This is a genomic window from Pseudomonas sp. PA-5-4B (genome assembly GCF_021606215.1).
In the GTDB taxonomy this organism is placed as follows: Bacteria; Pseudomonadota; Gammaproteobacteria; order Pseudomonadales; family Pseudomonadaceae; genus Aquipseudomonas; species Aquipseudomonas edaphica.
This window is the reverse complement of the sequence record NZ_WKDB01000026.1, coordinates 43,361-59,706: the sequence shown is the minus strand read 5'-3', so window position 1 is coordinate 59,706 and position 16,346 is coordinate 43,361. Positions and strand designations below refer to the sequence as shown.

The following is a 16,346-nucleotide window of genomic DNA, read 5'->3' as shown; positions in this document are numbered from 1 at the left end:
CCATGGCACGACTAAAAGAGATTTACTGGAAAGAAATCGCACCGAAACTTAAGGAAGAACTTAAGCTTTCGAACGTGATGGAAGTTCCACGCGTTACCAAAATCACCCTGAACATGGGTCTGGGCGAAGCGGTCGGTGACAAAAAAGTCATCGAGCACGCTGTTGCTGACCTGGAAAAGATCACCGGTCAAAAAGTCGTTGTGACTTACGCTCGGAAATCCATCGCTGGCTTTAAAGTCCGTGAAGGTTGGCCGATCGGCGTCAAAGTGACTCTGCGCCGTGAGCGTATGTATGAATTCCTGGATCGTCTGCTGTCGATCTCCCTGCCTCGGGTTCGCGACTTCCGCGGCCTGAATGCCAAGTCCTTCGATGGTCGTGGTAACTACAGCATGGGCGTGAAAGAGCAGATCATCTTCCCGGAAATCGACTACGACAAGATCGATGCTCTCCGCGGTCTGGACATCACCCTGACCACCACTGCCAAGAACGATGATGAAGGTCGCGCCCTGTTGCGTGCTTTCAAATTCCCGTTCCGCAACTGATTGGAGTAGGACCATGGCCAAGATGAGCATGAAAAACCGCGAGCTGAAGCGTCAGCTCACGGTTGCCAAGTACGCCAAGAAGCGTGCAGCACTGAAAGCAATCATCGTTGATCTGAACGCAAGTCCAGAAGCGCGCTGGGAAGCTACAGTTGCTCTGCAGAAGCAGCCACGTGACGCAAGCGCTTCGCGCATGCGTAACCGCTGCCGCCTGACCGGTCGTCCACACGGCGTTTACCGCAAGTTCGGCCTCGGCCGTAACAAACTGCGTGAAGCGGCAATGCGTGGTGACGTACCAGGTCTGGTTAAAGCCAGCTGGTAAGTACTTTCAGCGTCCAGGTGGGCAGAATCGCAAGATACTGACCGCCGGTGACCTTGAATCTGGATCAAGCCCCTTTTGGGGCTTGTTTCATTTCCGGAGTATGTCTAAAATACGCGGCTCGCCTGAGCCCGTGTTTTTTATGGCCGGAGATTCTCGGCGACATATGTAGCCGCAAGGCTAATTTTTTTGTATTAGGAGCGTCTAGCCCATGAGTATGCAGGACCCGTTAGCGGACATGCTAACTCGTATCCGTAATGCCCAGATGGCTGAAAAGTCCGTCGTAAGCATGCCATCTTCCAAGTTGAAGGTAGCTGTTGCCAAAGTCCTGAAAGACGAAGGCTACATTGCGGGTTATCAGATCAGCAGCGAAACCAAGCCACTGCTGTCCATCGAGCTGAAGTACTTCGAAGGCCGTTCGGTCATTGAAGAAGTGAAGCGCGTTAGCCGTCCAGGCCTGCGTCAGTACAAGTCCGCTGAAGATCTGCCGAAAGTTCGTGGCGGTCTGGGCGTGTCTATCGTCTCCACCAACAAAGGTGTGATGACGGATCGTGCTGCGCGCGCTGCCGGTGTCGGCGGCGAAGTTCTTTGCACTGTGTTCTAAGGGGGGATAAGCATGTCTCGCGTCGCTAAGAACCCCGTTAAGCTGCCAGCCGGTGTCGAAGTAAAATTCGCAGGCCAACAGCTTTCGGTGAAGGGTGCCAAGGGCACTCTTGAACTGAACATCCATTCGTCCGTTGAGATCGTTGAAGAAGCTGGTGAGCTGCGTTTCGCTGCTCGCAATGGCGATCAACAAACTCGCGCAATGGCCGGTACCACGCGTGCGTTGGTAAACAACATGGTCCAAGGCGTAAGCCAAGGCTTCGAGCGTAAGCTCCAGCTGGTCGGTGTTGGTTACAAAGCGCAAGCAAAAGGCACGGTTTTGAACCTGGCCCTTGGCTTCTCGCACCCAGTGGATTACGAACTGCCGGAAGGCATCACCGCTGAGACCCCTAGCCAAACCGATATCCTGATCAAGGGTATTGATAAGCAGCTGGTAGGTCAGGTGGCCGCTGAGATCCGCGACTTCCGTCCACCAGAGCCGTACAAAGGCAAAGGTGTGCGCTACGCGGACGAAGTCGTCCGTCGTAAAGAAGCCAAGAAGAAGTAGGGCATAGCAAATGACCGACAAAAAAGTTACTCGACTGCGTCGCGCTCGCAAAGCACGCCTGAAAATGCACGAACTCGAAGTCGTGCGTCTCTGCGTGTACCGCTCGTCGCAGCACATCTACGCCCAGGTCATCTCGGCCGACGGCAACAAAGTCCTGGCCAGCGCCTCGACTTTGGATAAAGAACTGCGTGATGGTGCCACCGGCAACATCGACGCGGCCACAAAGGTTGGCCAGCTGGTCGCTACACGTGCTAAGGCCGTGGGCGTCTCGCAAGTGGCTTTCGACCGCTCTGGCTTCAAGTACCACGGTCGCGTGAAAGCGCTGGCTGATGCTGCTCGTGAAGCTGGGCTGGAGTTCTAAGTTATGTCAAATAACGACCAAAAGCGCGACGAAGGCTACATTGAGAAGCTGGTTCAAGTTAACCGCGTAGCCAAAACCGTTAAAGGCGGCCGTATCTTCACTTTCACCGCGTTGACGGTGGTAGGTGATGGTAAAGGGCGTGTTGGCTTCGGCCGTGGCAAGTCACGTGAAGTGCCTGCCGCGATCCAGAAGGCAATGGAAGCTGCTCGTCGCAACATGATCCAAGTTGATCTGAACGGCACCACGCTGCAGTACGCAATGAAGTCCGCTCACGGCGCTTCGAAGGTGTACATGCAGCCTGCTTCTGAAGGTACCGGTATCATCGCTGGCGGCGCTATGCGTGCTGTCCTCGAGGTTGCTGGCGTTCAGAACGTTCTGGCCAAGTGCTACGGCTCGACTAACCCGGTAAACGTGGTTCACGCCACTTTCAAGGGTTTGAAAGCTATGCAATCTCCTGAGTCCATCGCTGCCAAGCGTGGTCTGACTGTCAAGGAGATCTTCTGATCATGGCTACCGTTAAAGTAACGCTGATCAAAAGCATGACCGGCCGCATCCCTAACCACAAACTGTGTGTTAAAGGTTTGGGTCTGCGTCGCATCGGTCACACTGTAGAAGTCCAGGATACTCCCGAGAATCGCGGGATGATCAACAAGGCTTACTACATGCTGCGTGTAGAGGGTTAATCGATGAAACTCAATGATCTGAGTCCAGCGCCGGGTTCCCGTCGCGAAAAGCATCGTCCGGGCCGTGGTATCGGTAGCGGTTTGGGTAAGACTGGTGGCCGTGGCCACAAAGGTCAAACCTCCCGCTCCGGTGGCACCATTGCTCCTGGCTTTGAAGGCGGTCAACAGCCGCTGCATCGTCGCCTGCCTAAGTTCGGTTTCGTATCCCTGAAAGCCATGGATCGCGCAGAAGTGCGTCTGTCCGAGCTGGCTAAAGTGGAAGGCGACATCGTTACTGTGCAGACCCTGAAAGATGCCAACGTGATCAACGTCAACGTACAACGTGTGAAAATCATGTTGTCCGGTGAAGTGACTCGCGCTGTCACTATCGGCAAGGGAATCGGCGCCACCAAAGGTGCGCGTTCGGCTATCGAAGCAGCTGGCGGCAAGTTCGAGGAATAAATGGCTAAGCAAGGTGCTCTCTCAGCGCTCGGCAAAGGCGGTATGTCTGAACTTTGGGCTCGTCTGCGTTTTCTGTTCCTGGCGATTATCGTCTACCGAATAGGCGCACACATCCCGGTTCCAGGTATCAACCCGGACCGACTCGCAGACCTGTTTCGACAGAATGAGGGGACCATTCTTAGCTTGTTCAACATGTTTTCCGGCGGCGCGCTGGAGCGGATGAGCATCTTTGCATTGGGGATCATGCCGTACATTTCGGCATCGATCATCATGCAGTTGATGACCGCCGTGAGCCCGCAGCTGGAGCAGTTGAAGAAGGAAGGTGAAGCTGGCCGTCGCAAGATTAGCCAGTACACCCGCTACGGCACTGTCGTTCTCGCCCTGGTTCAAGCTATCGGCATGTCCGTTGGCCTGGCGGGGCAGGGCGTTGCGTTCACTGGTGACTTTGGCTTCTATTTCGTCGCGGTATCCACGTTTGTGGCTGGCGCGATGTTCATGATGTGGCTGGGTGAGCAGATTACTGAGCGTGGTGTTGGCAACGGTATCTCGATGTTGATTTTCGCAGGTATCGTCGCCGGTCTTCCGAGAGCAATCGGGCAGTCTTTCGAGTCTGCACGTCAGGGTGATATCAATATCTTCGCCCTGGTTGCCATCGGTGTGCTGGCAGTAGCGATTATCGGTTTTGTGGTGTTCATTGAGCGTGGCCAGCGTCGTATTGCTGTTCACTACGCCAAGCGTCAGCAGGGCCGTAAGGTCTTTGCTGCGCAGACCAGCCACTTGCCGCTGAAAGTGAATATGGCCGGTGTTATTCCGGCAATTTTCGCGAGCAGCATTTTGCTGTTTCCGGCTTCGTTGGGTACCTGGTTTGGTCAGTCTGAAAATATGGGCTGGCTGCAGGACCTCTCTCAGTCGATCGCTCCTGGTCAGCCGTTGAATATTCTGCTGTTTAGTGCAGGGATTATTTTCTTCTGCTTCTTCTATACGGCGTTGATGTTCAATCCGAAAGACGTAGCGGAAAACCTGAAGAAGTCCGGTGCCTTTATTCCGGGTATCCGTCCAGGTGAGCAGTCGGCACGCTACATTGATGGCGTTCTGACTCGTTTGACCCTGTTCGGTGCTCTATATATGACGGCCGTGTGCTTGCTTCCCCAGTTCCTGGTGGTTGCAGCAAACGTTCCGTTCTACCTTGGCGGGACCTCGTTGCTGATCGTGGTCGTGGTTGTGATGGACTTCATGTCCCAAGTACAATCGCACCTCGTTTCGCACCAGTACGAATCCCTGATGAAGAAAGCCAACCTGAAGGGCTACGGCAGCGGCATGTTGCGCTGAGTACCCCATAAGGTTCGAGGAGTTGGTGATGAAAGTTCGTGCATCGGTGAAAAAGCTGTGCCGTAACTGCAAGATTATTCGCCGCGAAGGTGTTGTTCGAGTAATTTGCAGCGCGGAACCGCGTCACAAACAGCGCCAAGGCTGAGTGTGATCCGCTTGAAGCCCGGCAGCTAGTGCGCTGCCGGGTTGATTATTTGTTATTACAGCGATATTATCTCGCGCCCTATTTCTTGGCTTCCGGGGCGTAGGTAGCTGTCAATTGGAGTCCCACTGAATGGCCCGTATTGCAGGCGTTAACATTCCAGATAACAAGCACACTGTTATCTCGCTGACCTACATCTATGGTGTTGGTCGCACTACTGCGCAGAAAATTTGCGCAGACACTGGGGTAAACCCAGCCGCAAAGATCAAAGATCTGAGCGACGAGCAGATTGAGCTGTTGCGTGGCGAAGTGGCGAAGTTCACCACTGAAGGTGACCTGCGTCGCGAAATCAACATGAAAATCAAGCGTTTGATGGACCTCGGTTGCTACCGTGGTCTGCGTCATCGTCGTGGTCTTCCAGTACGCGGTCAGCGTACCAAGACTAACGCGCGTACCCGTAAAGGTCCGCGTAAGCCGATCCGCAAGTAATCGCCCACGCGAATCGACAGGAAAATTATCATGGCAAAACCTGCTGCTCGTCCTCGTAAAAAAGTTAAAAAGACAGTGGTTGATGGCATCGCCCACATCCATGCATCTTTTAACAACACCATCGTGACCATCACCGACCGTCAAGGTAACGCGCTGTCTTGGGCTACCTCTGGTGGTTCGGGTTTCCGCGGTTCCCGCAAGTCCACCCCGTTTGCTGCTCAAGTAGCTGCTGAACGTGCTGGTCAAGCTGCGCTGGAATACGGCCTGAAAAACCTCGACGTTAACGTCAAAGGTCCAGGTCCAGGTCGTGAGTCTGCTGTCCGTGCTTTGAACGGCTGTGGCTATAAGATCGCCAGCATCACCGACGTGACGCCAATCCCGCACAACGGGTGCCGTCCGCCGAAGAAGCGCCGCGTGTAATCCAGGAGATTGTAAAGAATGGCTCGTTACATTGGTCCAAAATGCAAACTCGCTCGTCGCGAAGGCACCGATCTCTTCTTGAAGAGCGGCGTGCGCGCGATCGAATCGAAGTGCAACATTGAAGCAGCACCTGGTATCCACGGCCAACGCCGCGGTCGCCAGTCCGATTACGGCACCCAACTGCGTGAAAAGCAGAAGGTCCGTCGTATTTACGGCGTTCTCGAGCGTCAGTTCAGCGGCTACTACAAAGAAGCTGCTGGCAAGAAAGGTGCAACCGGTGAAAACCTGCTGCAACTGCTCGAATGCCGTCTGGACAACGTTGTATACCGTATGGGCTTTGGTTCGACTCGTGCCGAATCCCGTCAGCTGGTATCGCACAAATCCGTCAGCGTAAACGGCCAAACCGTTAACGTTCCGTCCTACCAGGTTCGTGCTGGTGACGTGGTCGCGATTCGCGAGAAAGCAAAAAACCAACTTCGCATTGTCCAAGCTCTCGATCTGTGTGCCCAACGTGGCCGCGTAGAATGGGTAGAAGTAGACACTGAGAAGAAGTCGGGCGTTTTCAAGAACGTTCCTGCTCGCAGTGATCTGTCCGCCGACATCAACGAAAGCCTGATTGTCGAGCTCTACTCCAAGTAAGGGCTAGAAAATAGGTGCATCCATGCAGATTTCGGTAAATGAGTTCCTGACACCCCGCCACATTGATGTGCAGGTTGTCAGTCCAACCCGCGCCAAGATCACTCTCGAGCCTCTCGAGCGTGGTTTTGGCCACACCCTGGGCAACGCGCTGCGCCGCATCCTGTTGTCCTCAATGCCCGGCTGTGCAGTAGTCGAGGCCGAGATTGACGGTGTGCTCCACGAGTACAGCGCCATCGAAGGTGTACAGGAAGACGTAATTGAAATCCTGTTGAACCTTAAAGGTCTGGCTATCAAGCTGCACGGCCGTGACGAAGTTACGCTGACCTTGTCGAAGAAGGGTTCGGGGGTGGTTACCGCTGCCGATATTCAGCTGGATCATGATGTCGAGATCGTTAATCCCGATCACGTAATCGCTAACCTGGCGTCTAACGGCGCCCTGAACATGAAGCTCACTGTAGCTCGTGGTCGTGGTTATGAACCGGCCGACTCGCGTCAGAGCGATGAAGACGAAAGCCGCAGCATTGGTCGCTTGCAGCTTGACTCTTCGTTCAGCCCGGTTCGCCGTATCGCATACGTGGTGGAAAACGCCCGTGTCGAGCAGCGTACTAACCTGGACAAGCTGGTTATTGATCTGGAAACCAACGGTACTCTGGATCCTGAAGAGGCTATCCGCCGCGCTGCAACCATTCTGCAACAGCAGTTGGCTGCGTTCGTCGACCTCAAAGGTGACAGCGAACCAGTGGTAATCGAGCAGGAAGACGAGATCGATCCGATCCTGCTTCGCCCGGTTGACGATCTGGAACTGACTGTACGTTCGGCTAACTGCCTTAAGGCGGAAAACATTTACTACATCGGCGACCTGATTCAGCGTACCGAAGTAGAACTGTTGAAGACTCCGAACCTGGGCAAGAAATCCTTGACTGAAATCAAGGACGTTCTGGCCTCCCGCGGTCTGTCCCTCGGCATGCGCCTCGACAACTGGCCGCCTGCAAGTCTTAAGAAGGACGACAAGGCGACTGCCTGATCGTCGTAATCACCGAACGTGAGTTTGGTAAGGAATGAACCATGCGTCATCGTAAAAGTGGTCGTCACCTGAGCCGTACCAGCTCGCACCGCAAGGCCATGTTTCAAAACATGGCGGTGTCGCTGTTCGAGCACGAGCTGATCAAAACTACCCTGCCGAAAGCTAAAGAACTGCGTCGCGTTGCTGAGCCGCTGATCACTTTGGCCAAGACAGACAGCCTGGCTAACCGCCGTTTGGTTTTCGACCGTACTCGTTCGAAAGCTATCGTTGGTAAGCTCTTCAACGACCTGGGCAAGCGTTACGCTACCCGTGAGGGTGGCTACCTGCGCATCCTCAAGTGCGGCTTCCGCACTGGCGACAACGCGCCTATGGCGTATGTCGAGTTGGTTGATCGTGCTACTGCCGGCGAAGCTGTAAGCGCCGAGTAAGACGACACGCTGCAACGAAGAACCGGGCCTAGTGCCCGGTTTTTTGTGGGCGATAGGAAAGTCGTCTATATTCCTCAAGTCGCTGCCGGTTCCCTTATTAATCCAAACTCTATTCGCCCTGACGGGTTATTAGTTATTTTCTATCAAAGTCCATAATTTAATGCATTTGATGGTGTCATCTTGATGGTCAATACTCCCTCCAGCCGATTAGCCGGCAGTTCTAAGCCTGACCTGAGGAAGATTGAGCATGAGTACAATTCTGACCACCGCCAGCGGCGCTCCCGTCGCAGATAACCAGAACTCCCGCACTGCCGGCTCGCGTGGGCCACTGCTCCTCGATGATTTTCATCTCATCGAGAAGCTTGCGCACTTCAACCGTGAGAACATTCCTGAGCGTCGGGTGCACGCCAAAGGCTCAGGTGCACACGGTACGTTTACCGTCACTCGGGACATCACCCAATACACCCGCGCCAAGCTGTTTGAGTCGGTAGGCAAGCAGACTCCAACGTTTCTGCGTTTTTCCACGGTGGGTGGTGAGCGTGGCTCGGCAGATACTGCGCGTGACCCGCGCGGCTTTGCCTTGAAGTTTTACACCGAGGAAGGTAACTGGGACATCGTTGGTAACAACACCCCGGTGTTCTTCATTCGCGACCCGCTCAAGTTTCCAGATTTTATCCACACCCAGAAACGGTTGCCGCAAACCAACCTCAAAAGTGCACAGATGGTCTGGGACTTCTGGTCATTGTCCCCAGAGGCGCTGCACCAGATCACCATTCTGTTCTCGGATCGTGGCACTCCAGACGGCTATCGTCACATGCACGGCTTCGGGAGCCATACCTACAGCCTTATCAACGCTAAAGGCGAGCGCCATTGGGTCAAGTGGCACTATAAAACCAAGCAAGGGATCAAAAACCTGACACCCGAGGAGGCGACACGTATCGCCGGTACCGATCCTGATTACGCGCAGCGTGACCTGTTTGATGCGATTGAGCGCGGTGACTTTCCGAAGTGGAGCGTCAACATCCAGATCATGACCGAGGCTCAGGCCGCTGCTCACTATGAAAACCCGTTCGACGTGACTAAGACCTGGTCGCAGCAGGAGTTTCCGTTGATCGAGGTGGGTGAGCTGGAGCTGAACCGTAATCCAGTGAATTACTTTGCTGAAGTCGAGCAGGCATGCTTCGGCCCAAGCAATATGGTTCCGGGTGTTGGTCTGTCGCCAGACCGTATGCTTCAAGGCCGTGTTTTCGCTTATGCGGACGCCCACCGCTATCGCGTCGGCACCAACCATCAGCAGTTGCCGATCAACTCCCCATTGAGTCCGGTCAATAACAACCAGCGCGATGGTTCCATGTCCTTTGGTTACGGTGGTGCGTCTCCTAACTATGAGCCCAACAGCGTGGCGGATACACCAAAGCAGGCGCCACAGTACGCTGAGCCGCCTCTGGCGCTGAACGGTGCTGCTGACCGTTATGATCAACGTGAAGACACGGACTACTACAGCCATGCCGGTGCGTTGTTCCGCCTGCAAGACGACGCTCAGAAAGCGCTGCTGATTAACAACATCGCCGGCGCGATGGCTGGCGTCAGCAGTGATGTGGTTCAGCGCCAGCTTCAGCACTTTTTCAAGGCTGACCCAGCTTACGGCCAGGGCATTGCAACTGCATTGGGCGTAACGCTTAGCTGACTCTAAACGAGAAGCAGAACCGCCCTCATTCGGGCGGTTTTTGCGTTATTTCCGCCACTTTTCTCTGAATATCTTCGCTTTTCTGCCGTTTGTCCCGTGACCTTCGAGTCAGCATGGTTCAAACTACAGACTTTCAAGCAGGGAGATGTAGGGCGATGCAAGGTCACCCCGACGTAATCGATTACCTCAACACGTTGCTGACGGGCGAACTGGCAGCTCGTGACCAATATTTCATCCATTCGCGTATGTACGAAGACTGGGGCTTTACCGAGCTCTACGAGCGTATCAACCACGAAATGGAAGAAGAGGCACAGCACGCCGACGCGCTGATGCGCCGTATCCTGATGCTCGAAGGCACGCCGCGCATGCGTCCCGACGACCTGGACGTGGGCACCACGGTACCTGACATGCTCGCTGCCGACCTTCGCCTCGAGTACAAGGTGCGTGCCGCGCTCTGCAAGGGCATCGAGCTCTGTGAACAGCACAACGACTATGTCACTCGCGAAATTCTGCGCGTGCAGTTGAATGACACCGAAGAAGATCACACCTACTGGCTTGAAAAGCAGTTGGGGCTGATCAAGTTGGTCGGTCTGGAGAATTACCTGCAATCGCAGTTCTGATTTGCGGCTGCAAAAAAGCCCCTGTCACCGCAAAGTGACAGGGGCTTTTTCATGAGCCCGATAAATCAGGCTCTGTCGCGTGCCAGCAGTGGCTTCAAGTAGTAACCAGTATGCGACTGTGGCATCTCGGAGACCTGCTCCGGCGTGCCCACCGCAATGATCTGGCCACCCTTGGAACCGCCTTCCGGTCCGAGGTCCACCAGCCAGTCGGCCGTTTTGATCACATCCAGGTTGTGTTCGATGACTACCACCGTGTTGCCGTGGTCGCGCAAGCGGTGCAAAACGTCGAGCAATTGCTGAATGTCCGCGAAGTGCAGGCCCGTGGTTGGCTCATCGAGGATATACAGGGTCTTGCCCGTGTCGCGTTTGGACAGCTCACGAGACAACTTCACCCGTTGCGCCTCGCCACCCGACAGCGTGGTCGCTGACTGCCCCAGCTTGATGTACGACAGGCCCACATCCATCAGCGTCTGCAGCTTGCGCGCCAATGCTGGAACTGCGTCGAAGAACACCCGCGCTTCCTCGATGGTCATCTCGAGGGTTTCGTGGATGCTCTTGCCCTTGTACTTGATCTCCAGGGTTTCGCGGTTGTAGCGCTTGCTCTTGCACACATCGCACGGCACGTAGATGTCCGGCAGGAAGTGCATTTCCACTTTGATCAGGCCATCGCCCTGGCAAGCTTCGCAGCGGCCACCCTTGACGTTGAACGAGAACCGGCCAGGCCCATAGCCCCGTGAGCGCGACTCTGGCACGCCGGCAAACAGTTCGCGTATCGGCGTGAACAACCCGGTATAGGTCGCAGGGTTCGAGCGGGGTGTGCGGCCAATCGGGCTTTGGTCGATATCGACCACCTTGTCCAAGTGCTCCAGGCCCTTGATGCTGTCGTGTGCAGCTGCTTCCAGGGTAGTCGCGCCGTTCAGGGCGGTGGCGCTCAGTGGGAACAGCGTGTTGTTGATCAGCGTCGATTTGCCCGAGCCGGAAACACCGGTCACGCAGGTCAGCAAGCCCAGCGGAATCTCCAGGTCGACATTGCGCAGGTTATTTCCGCGCGCGCCCTTGAGGTGCAGCGCCATTTTTTTGTTACGCGGCGTGCGCTTGGCTGGCACTTCGATTTTCACGCGACCGGACAGGTACTTGCCGGTCAACGAGTCCGGGTGAGCCATCACTTCGGCAGGCGTGCCCTCGGCGACAATATGCCCGCCATGCACACCCGCACCAGGACCAATGTCGACCACATAATCGGCCAGGCGAATCGCGTCTTCGTCGTGCTCAACCACGATCACCGTGTTGCCGATATCGCGCAGGTGTTTCAGCGTACCCAGCAGGCGATCATTGTCACGTTGGTGCAGGCCGATCGACGGCTCGTCGAGGATGTACAGAACGCCCACCAGGCCGGCACCAATCTGGCTGGCCAGGCGAATCCGCTGGGCCTCACCACCGGACAAGGTATCCGCGCTGCGATCCAGCGACAGGTAGTCCAGGCCGACGTTGACCAGGAACTGCAAGCGCTCGCGAATTTCCTTGAGAATCTTGTCGGCAATTTCCCCACGGCGGCCGGTCAGCTTGAGTACACCGAAGTATTCACAGGCATCGCCGATCGGCAGGTTGGTTACTGCCGGCAACGTCTTCTCGCCTACCCATACGTGCCGCGCCTCACGACGCAGGCGCGTGCCGCGGCAGTCGGGGCACGGTTGGGTGCTGAGGAATTTCGCCAGCTCTTCGCGTACGCTCGCCGATTCGGTCTCGCGGTAGCGCCGCTCCAGGTTGGGTACGATGCCCTCAAACGGGTGCGAGCGTTTGACGATATCGCCGCGGTCGTTCAGGTATTTGAAATCGACATTCTGCGAGCCGCTACCGTGCAGGATGACTTTCTGCTGCTCGGCTGGCAGTTGGTTGAACGGCACTTCCAGGCTGAATTTATAGTGCGACGCCAGCGACCCCAGCATCTGGAAGTAATAGACGTTGCGCCTGTCCCAGCCGCGTATGGCACCTTCCGCCAAGGTCAGGTCACCGTTGACCAGGCGCTTGATGTCGAAGAACTGCTTCACCCCCAGGCCATCGCACGTCGGGCAGGCCCCGGCCGGGTTGTTGAAGGAAAACAGCTTGGGTTCCAGCTCGCTGATCGCATGGCCGCAGATCGGGCAGGCAAAACGTGCGGAGAAGATGATCTCTTCGCCCGGTTCGTCATCCATCGGTGCGACCAGGGCAATACCATCGGCCAGCTTCAGCGCGGTCTCGAACGATTCCGCCAAACGCTGCTGCAAGTCGGCGCGTACCTTGAAGCGGTCGACGACCACATCAATCGAATGCTTCTTCTGCTTGTCGAGCTTCGGCGCTTCGTCCAGCTCATACAGCTTGCCGTTGATGCGCGCCCGCACAAAGCCCTGGGCACGCAGCTCTTCGAACACCGACAGGTGCTCACCCTTGCGCTCGCGAATCACCGGCGCCAGCAGCATCAGCTTGGCGCCTTCCGGCTGGGCCAGCACCAGGTCGACCATCTGGCTGACGGTCTGGGCTTCCAGCGGAATGTCGTGGTCCGGGCAACGTGGAATACCTACGCGCGCATACAGCAGGCGCAGGTAGTCGTAGATTTCAGTGATGGTGCCCACGGTGGAACGCGGGTTATGGGAGGTCGACTTCTGTTCGATGGAAATCGCCGGCGACAGGCCTTCAATGGTGTCGACGTCGGGTTTTTCCATCATTGACAGGAACTGTCGCGCATAGGCCGACAGCGATTCCACATAGCGGCGCTGGCCCTCGGCATACAGCGTGTCAAACGCCAGTGACGATTTGCCCGAGCCGGACAAGCCGGTGATGACGATCAGTTTGTCCCGGGGCAGGGTCAGGTCGATGTTCTTCAGGTTGTGGGTTCTAGCCCCACGAATCAGGATCTTGTCCAAGATGGCCTCGCACGGCGGGCGTAAATAATGCAGGAGTATACGGCTAAAGACTGGATGAATATACACTGCCAAAGTGCCGGGTGCAGCCTTACATGAAAGCTGCGCGGCAAAGCGCCGCATATACCCTCTCAATCGATGGGACTGGTAGAATCGCCGCCGGTTCACACGAGGTTTTTCCATGCACGATCCCCACAGCGAACGCATGAGTAGCGGCGAGACCCGAGCAGCAAGCGGTCTGGCCCTGGTGTTCGCGTTCCGTATGCTAGGCATGTTTATGGTGTTGCCGGTGCTGGCGACCTATGGAATGGATCTCGCAGGAGCGACCCCCGCACTGATCGGCCTGGCGATTGGCGCCTATGGCCTGACCCAGGCGCTTTTTCAGATCCCGTTCGGGATCATTTCCGACCGTATCGGCCGTCGTCCCATCATCTACCTGGGGCTGATCGTGTTCGCCCTCGGCAGTGTGGTCGCGGCCCAATCCGATTCTATTTGGGGGGTGATTGCCGGGCGCGTCCTACAGGGCGCCGGGGCGATTTCCGCGGCGGTGATGGCGCTGCTCTCGGACCTGACCCGCGAACAACACCGCACCAAGGCCATGGCCATGATCGGCATGACCATCGGCCTTTCATTCGCCGTTGCGATGGTCGTCGGCCCCTTGCTGACCCGTGCCTTCGGTTTGCACGGGCTGTTCCTCGCCACCGGCGGCATGGCGTTGTTCGGCATCGTGATCGTGGCCTTCATGGTGCCGCGCTCCACCGGCACCTTGCAGCACCGTGAGTCCGGCGTCGCACGCAAGGCATTGTTGCCGACGCTCAAGCACCCGGACCTGCTGCGTCTGGATTTAGGTATCTTCGTGTTGCACGCAATGCTGATGTGCAGCTTCGTTGCTTTGCCCTTGGCCCTGGTCGAAAAAGCCGGTTTGCCCAAGGAACAGCACTGGTGGGTGTACCTCACCGCACTGCTGATTTCGTTCTTCGCCATGATCCCGTTCATCATCTACGGCGAGAAGAAACGCAAAATGAAACGAGTTTTGCTCGGCGCCGTCGCGACGCTGATGCTCACTGAGCTATTCTTCTGGAAGTTCGGCGACAGCCTGCGGGCGCTGGTAATCGGCACGGTGGTGTTCTTCACCGCGTTCAACCTGCTGGAGGCTTCGCTGCCTTCGCTGATCAGTAAAGTTTCACCGGCCGGTGGCAAGGGCACGGCGATGGGGGTGTATTCCACCAGCCAGTTCCTCGGCTCCGCGCTTGGCGGCATCATGGGCGGCTGGATGTTCCAGCATGGCGGTTTGTCGGTTGTGTTCCTCGGATGCGCCGGGCTGGCTGCACTTTGGTTGGCCTTTGCTGTTACCATGCGCGAACCTCCCTATGTGACGAGCCTGCGTTTGCCGTTATCGCCAGAAGCGATCCGCGAAGCCGGTCTGGTTGAGCGCCTCAAGGCCGTTACCGGGGTTACAGATGCCGTGGTTATTGCAGAAGAAGCCGCCATCTACATCAAATTAGACACCGAATTATTGGATCGCGCGACGCTCGAGCAACTGGTCAACCCAGTGCCGACAGCGCGCCCAGCCTAGGAGAACGTTATGGCCCGTGGGGTTAACAAAGTCATATTGGTCGGTACATGCGGCCAGGATCCCGAAGTTCGCTACTTGCCTAACGGTAACGCCGTGACCAACTTGAGTCTGGCGACCAGCGAACAGTGGACCGACAAGCAGACTGGCCAGAAGGTCGAGAAAACCGAATGGCACCGTGTGTCGATGTTCGGCAAGGTGGCAGAAATCGCCGGTGAATACCTGCGCAAAGGTTCGCAGGTCTACATCGAAGGCAAACTGCAAACCCGCGAGTGGGAAAAAGACGGCATCAAGCGTTACACCACCGAAATCGTGGTGGACATGCAAGGCACCATGCAACTGCTGGGCGGCCGTCCACAGCAGGGCGATCAACAGGGCGGGGGCAATAACTACCAGCAGTCCGCTCCGACCCCACGCCAGCAGGCTCCGCGCCCGCAGCAGTCGGCTCCGCAACAGTCGCGCCAGGCACCGCCTCCACAGCAGGCCGCGCCACAGCCGGCTCCGGATTTCGACAGCTTTGATGACGATATCCCGTTCTAAGGTCCCAGGCCCGGAACGTGCAAAACCCCCGCAGGCGAAAGTCTCGGGGGTTTTTTAATGCCTGTGATCAAGCCTCTGTCGCGGCCGCTGTGACCACCATCTCCTTGAACCTGCGCAATACCGCTGAGCTGTCGCCAATACGCGTGGCCAAATGCAACGGCGCCACCAGGCTCTGGCACTCGATCAGCTCGCGATAAATAATGCCATCGCCGCGCAGCCGCTGCATGGAGGCGGGCACGATGGAGACGCCAAGCCCCGCAGCCACAAGGCTCAAGGTCGCTGTCATGCGTGGCGCCTCCTGCACCACTTGCGGGCTGAACCCCGCTTCACGGCAGGCCACCAGAATGGCGTCATACAAACCCAGCCCCACGCGACGGCGATAGAGCACGAAGGCTTCATCCGCCAGCGCCGCCAAGGGTAGGGGGCCTCCAGCGTCGAGTGCCAGCGGGTGATCGGTCGGCAGCGCCAGCAGCATCGGCTCCACCAGGATCGGTTCGTCCTGCAACTGTTGCGTGCCACTGAGCGGTGAGCGGATAAACGCGGCATCCAGTTTTTCCTGCACCACCGCGTCCAGCAGTTCGCCGGTTCCCGCTTCCTCCAGTACCACCGAGACCCCCACAAAGGCCTCGCGAAACCGCCGCAGCACGCTGGGCACAAACGGGTGCAACGCCGCCGAGCTGGTAAAGCCGATAGCGAGTCGGCCCCGTTCACCCCGGGCGGCACGGCGCACCACGTCGGCCACACCCTCGGCCCGCGCCAGGATGTCACGCGCCTCGTCCAGCAACGCGAGGCCGGCAGTGGTTGGGCGCACGCCGCGGGGCAGGCGCTCCATCAACACCACACCCAATTGCGTTTCAAGACTCTGCAGCAAGCGTGTCAACGGCGGTTGCTGCATGCCCAGGCGTTCTGCGGCGCGGGTGATGTAGCCTTCCTCGGCAATAGCCACGAAGGCTTTAAGCTGGCGAAGCTCCAACATAAGGATACTTTCAAGGTATGGGAGTTTGCCAATCCTGGCATTTGTTCTCATGGCTCACAAGACTTAGGCTGTGGTCACCGCTAACAAAG

Annotated in this window: 21 protein-coding genes; 19 read left to right on the top strand and 2 right to left on the bottom strand. The window is 56.9% G+C overall.

What is annotated here, in order from left to right:
* Positions 1-2: 2 nt before the first annotated feature.
* From rplE to bfr, 17 genes are all read left to right on the top strand, one after another.
* Complete coding sequence (gene rplE / locus GIW28_RS14960; protein WP_003176415.1) at positions 3-542, top strand: 50S ribosomal protein L5; 540 nt, start codon at positions 3-5, stop codon at positions 540-542.
* 13 nt (positions 543-555) lie between these two features.
* Positions 556-861: a 30S ribosomal protein S14 gene (gene rpsN, locus GIW28_RS14955; RefSeq protein ID WP_003176414.1), complete on the top strand. Its 306-nt coding sequence runs from the start codon at positions 556-558 to the stop codon at positions 859-861.
* A 208-nt stretch (positions 862-1,069) separates the two neighbouring features.
* Positions 1,070-1,462: a 30S ribosomal protein S8 gene (gene rpsH, locus GIW28_RS14950; RefSeq protein ID WP_010566853.1), complete on the top strand. Its 393-nt coding sequence runs from the start codon at positions 1,070-1,072 to the stop codon at positions 1,460-1,462.
* 12 nt (positions 1,463-1,474) lie between these two features.
* Positions 1,475-2,008 carry a 50S ribosomal protein L6 gene (gene rplF, locus GIW28_RS14945; RefSeq protein WP_003176412.1) on the top strand — a complete coding sequence of 178 codons (534 nt, stop codon included), beginning with the start codon at positions 1,475-1,477 and terminating at the stop codon, positions 2,006-2,008.
* A 10-nt stretch (positions 2,009-2,018) separates the two neighbouring features.
* Positions 2,019-2,369 (top strand): 50S ribosomal protein L18, encoded by a 351-nt coding sequence (gene rplR, locus GIW28_RS14940; RefSeq protein ID WP_017135964.1) that lies wholly within the window; start codon positions 2,019-2,021, stop codon positions 2,367-2,369.
* A 3-nt stretch (positions 2,370-2,372) separates the two neighbouring features.
* Positions 2,373-2,873: a 30S ribosomal protein S5 gene (gene rpsE, locus GIW28_RS14935; protein WP_003176409.1), complete on the top strand. Its 501-nt coding sequence runs from the start codon at positions 2,373-2,375 to the stop codon at positions 2,871-2,873.
* A 2-nt stretch (positions 2,874-2,875) separates the two neighbouring features.
* Positions 2,876-3,052 carry a 50S ribosomal protein L30 gene (gene rpmD / locus GIW28_RS14930; protein ID WP_003176408.1) on the top strand — a complete coding sequence of 59 codons (177 nt, stop codon included), beginning with the start codon at positions 2,876-2,878 and terminating at the stop codon, positions 3,050-3,052.
* A 3-nt stretch (positions 3,053-3,055) separates the two neighbouring features.
* Positions 3,056-3,493, top strand: coding sequence for a 50S ribosomal protein L15 (rplO, locus tag GIW28_RS14925; RefSeq protein ID WP_003176407.1), 438 nt, complete (start codon positions 3,056-3,058; stop codon positions 3,491-3,493).
* Positions 3,494-4,822 carry a preprotein translocase subunit SecY gene (secY, locus tag GIW28_RS14920; RefSeq protein ID WP_017135965.1) on the top strand — a complete coding sequence of 443 codons (1,329 nt, stop codon included), beginning with the start codon at positions 3,494-3,496 and terminating at the stop codon, positions 4,820-4,822. It abuts the gene before it with no gap.
* Positions 4,823-4,850: 28 nt separating this feature from the next.
* On the top strand, positions 4,851-4,967 hold the full coding sequence (rpmJ, locus tag GIW28_RS14915; RefSeq protein ID WP_002555468.1) for a 50S ribosomal protein L36: 117 nt from the start codon (positions 4,851-4,853) through the stop codon (positions 4,965-4,967).
* 129 nt (positions 4,968-5,096) lie between these two features.
* Complete coding sequence (gene rpsM / locus GIW28_RS14910; RefSeq protein WP_003210063.1) at positions 5,097-5,453, top strand: 30S ribosomal protein S13; 357 nt, start codon at positions 5,097-5,099, stop codon at positions 5,451-5,453.
* A gap of 30 nt (positions 5,454-5,483) precedes the next feature.
* Positions 5,484-5,873, top strand: coding sequence for a 30S ribosomal protein S11 (gene rpsK, locus GIW28_RS14905; RefSeq protein WP_002555466.1), 390 nt, complete (start codon positions 5,484-5,486; stop codon positions 5,871-5,873).
* Between the two features lie 18 nt (positions 5,874-5,891).
* Complete coding sequence (gene rpsD, locus GIW28_RS14900) at positions 5,892-6,512, top strand: 30S ribosomal protein S4 (protein ID WP_003210056.1); 621 nt, start codon at positions 5,892-5,894, stop codon at positions 6,510-6,512.
* 22 nt (positions 6,513-6,534) lie between these two features.
* A complete protein-coding gene (locus GIW28_RS14895; protein ID WP_003176403.1) occupies positions 6,535-7,536 on the top strand; it encodes a DNA-directed RNA polymerase subunit alpha in 1,002 nt (333 codons plus the stop codon).
* 41 nt (positions 7,537-7,577) lie between these two features.
* The gene (gene rplQ, locus GIW28_RS14890; RefSeq protein ID WP_017135967.1) at positions 7,578-7,964 is read left to right on the top strand and encodes a 50S ribosomal protein L17; all 387 of its coding nucleotides are present in this window, start codon (positions 7,578-7,580) and stop codon (positions 7,962-7,964) included.
* Between the two features lie 247 nt (positions 7,965-8,211).
* The gene (locus GIW28_RS14885) at positions 8,212-9,651 is read left to right on the top strand and encodes a catalase (protein WP_442963222.1); all 1,440 of its coding nucleotides are present in this window, start codon (positions 8,212-8,214) and stop codon (positions 9,649-9,651) included.
* Positions 9,652-9,806: 155 nt separating this feature from the next.
* Positions 9,807-10,271 (top strand): bacterioferritin, encoded by a 465-nt coding sequence (gene bfr, locus GIW28_RS14880; RefSeq protein WP_015886133.1) that lies wholly within the window; start codon positions 9,807-9,809, stop codon positions 10,269-10,271.
* Between the two features lie 65 nt (positions 10,272-10,336).
* On the opposite strand, the gene uvrA is transcribed toward bfr, so the two are convergent.
* The gene (gene uvrA / locus GIW28_RS14875) at positions 10,337-13,171 is read right to left on the bottom strand and encodes an excinuclease ABC subunit UvrA (RefSeq protein ID WP_026013597.1); all 2,835 of its coding nucleotides are present in this window, start codon (positions 13,169-13,171) and stop codon (positions 10,337-10,339) included.
* Between the two features lie 178 nt (positions 13,172-13,349).
* Between uvrA and GIW28_RS14870 the strand changes: the two genes are divergently transcribed.
* Together GIW28_RS14870 and GIW28_RS14865 are read left to right on the top strand one after the other, a co-directional pair.
* Positions 13,350-14,744, top strand: coding sequence for an MFS transporter (locus GIW28_RS14870; protein ID WP_236445976.1), 1,395 nt, complete (start codon positions 13,350-13,352; stop codon positions 14,742-14,744).
* A 9-nt stretch (positions 14,745-14,753) separates the two neighbouring features.
* Entirely contained in the window at positions 14,754-15,281 is a 528-nt protein-coding gene (locus GIW28_RS14865; protein WP_017135971.1) for a single-stranded DNA-binding protein, read from the top strand.
* 67 nt (positions 15,282-15,348) lie between these two features.
* Here the strand turns inward: GIW28_RS14865 and GIW28_RS14860 are convergent, their stop codons facing one another.
* Positions 15,349-16,257 carry a LysR family transcriptional regulator gene (locus tag GIW28_RS14860; protein ID WP_236445974.1) on the bottom strand — a complete coding sequence of 303 codons (909 nt, stop codon included), beginning with the start codon at positions 16,255-16,257 and terminating at the stop codon, positions 15,349-15,351.
* Positions 16,258-16,346: the final 89 nt, after the last annotated feature.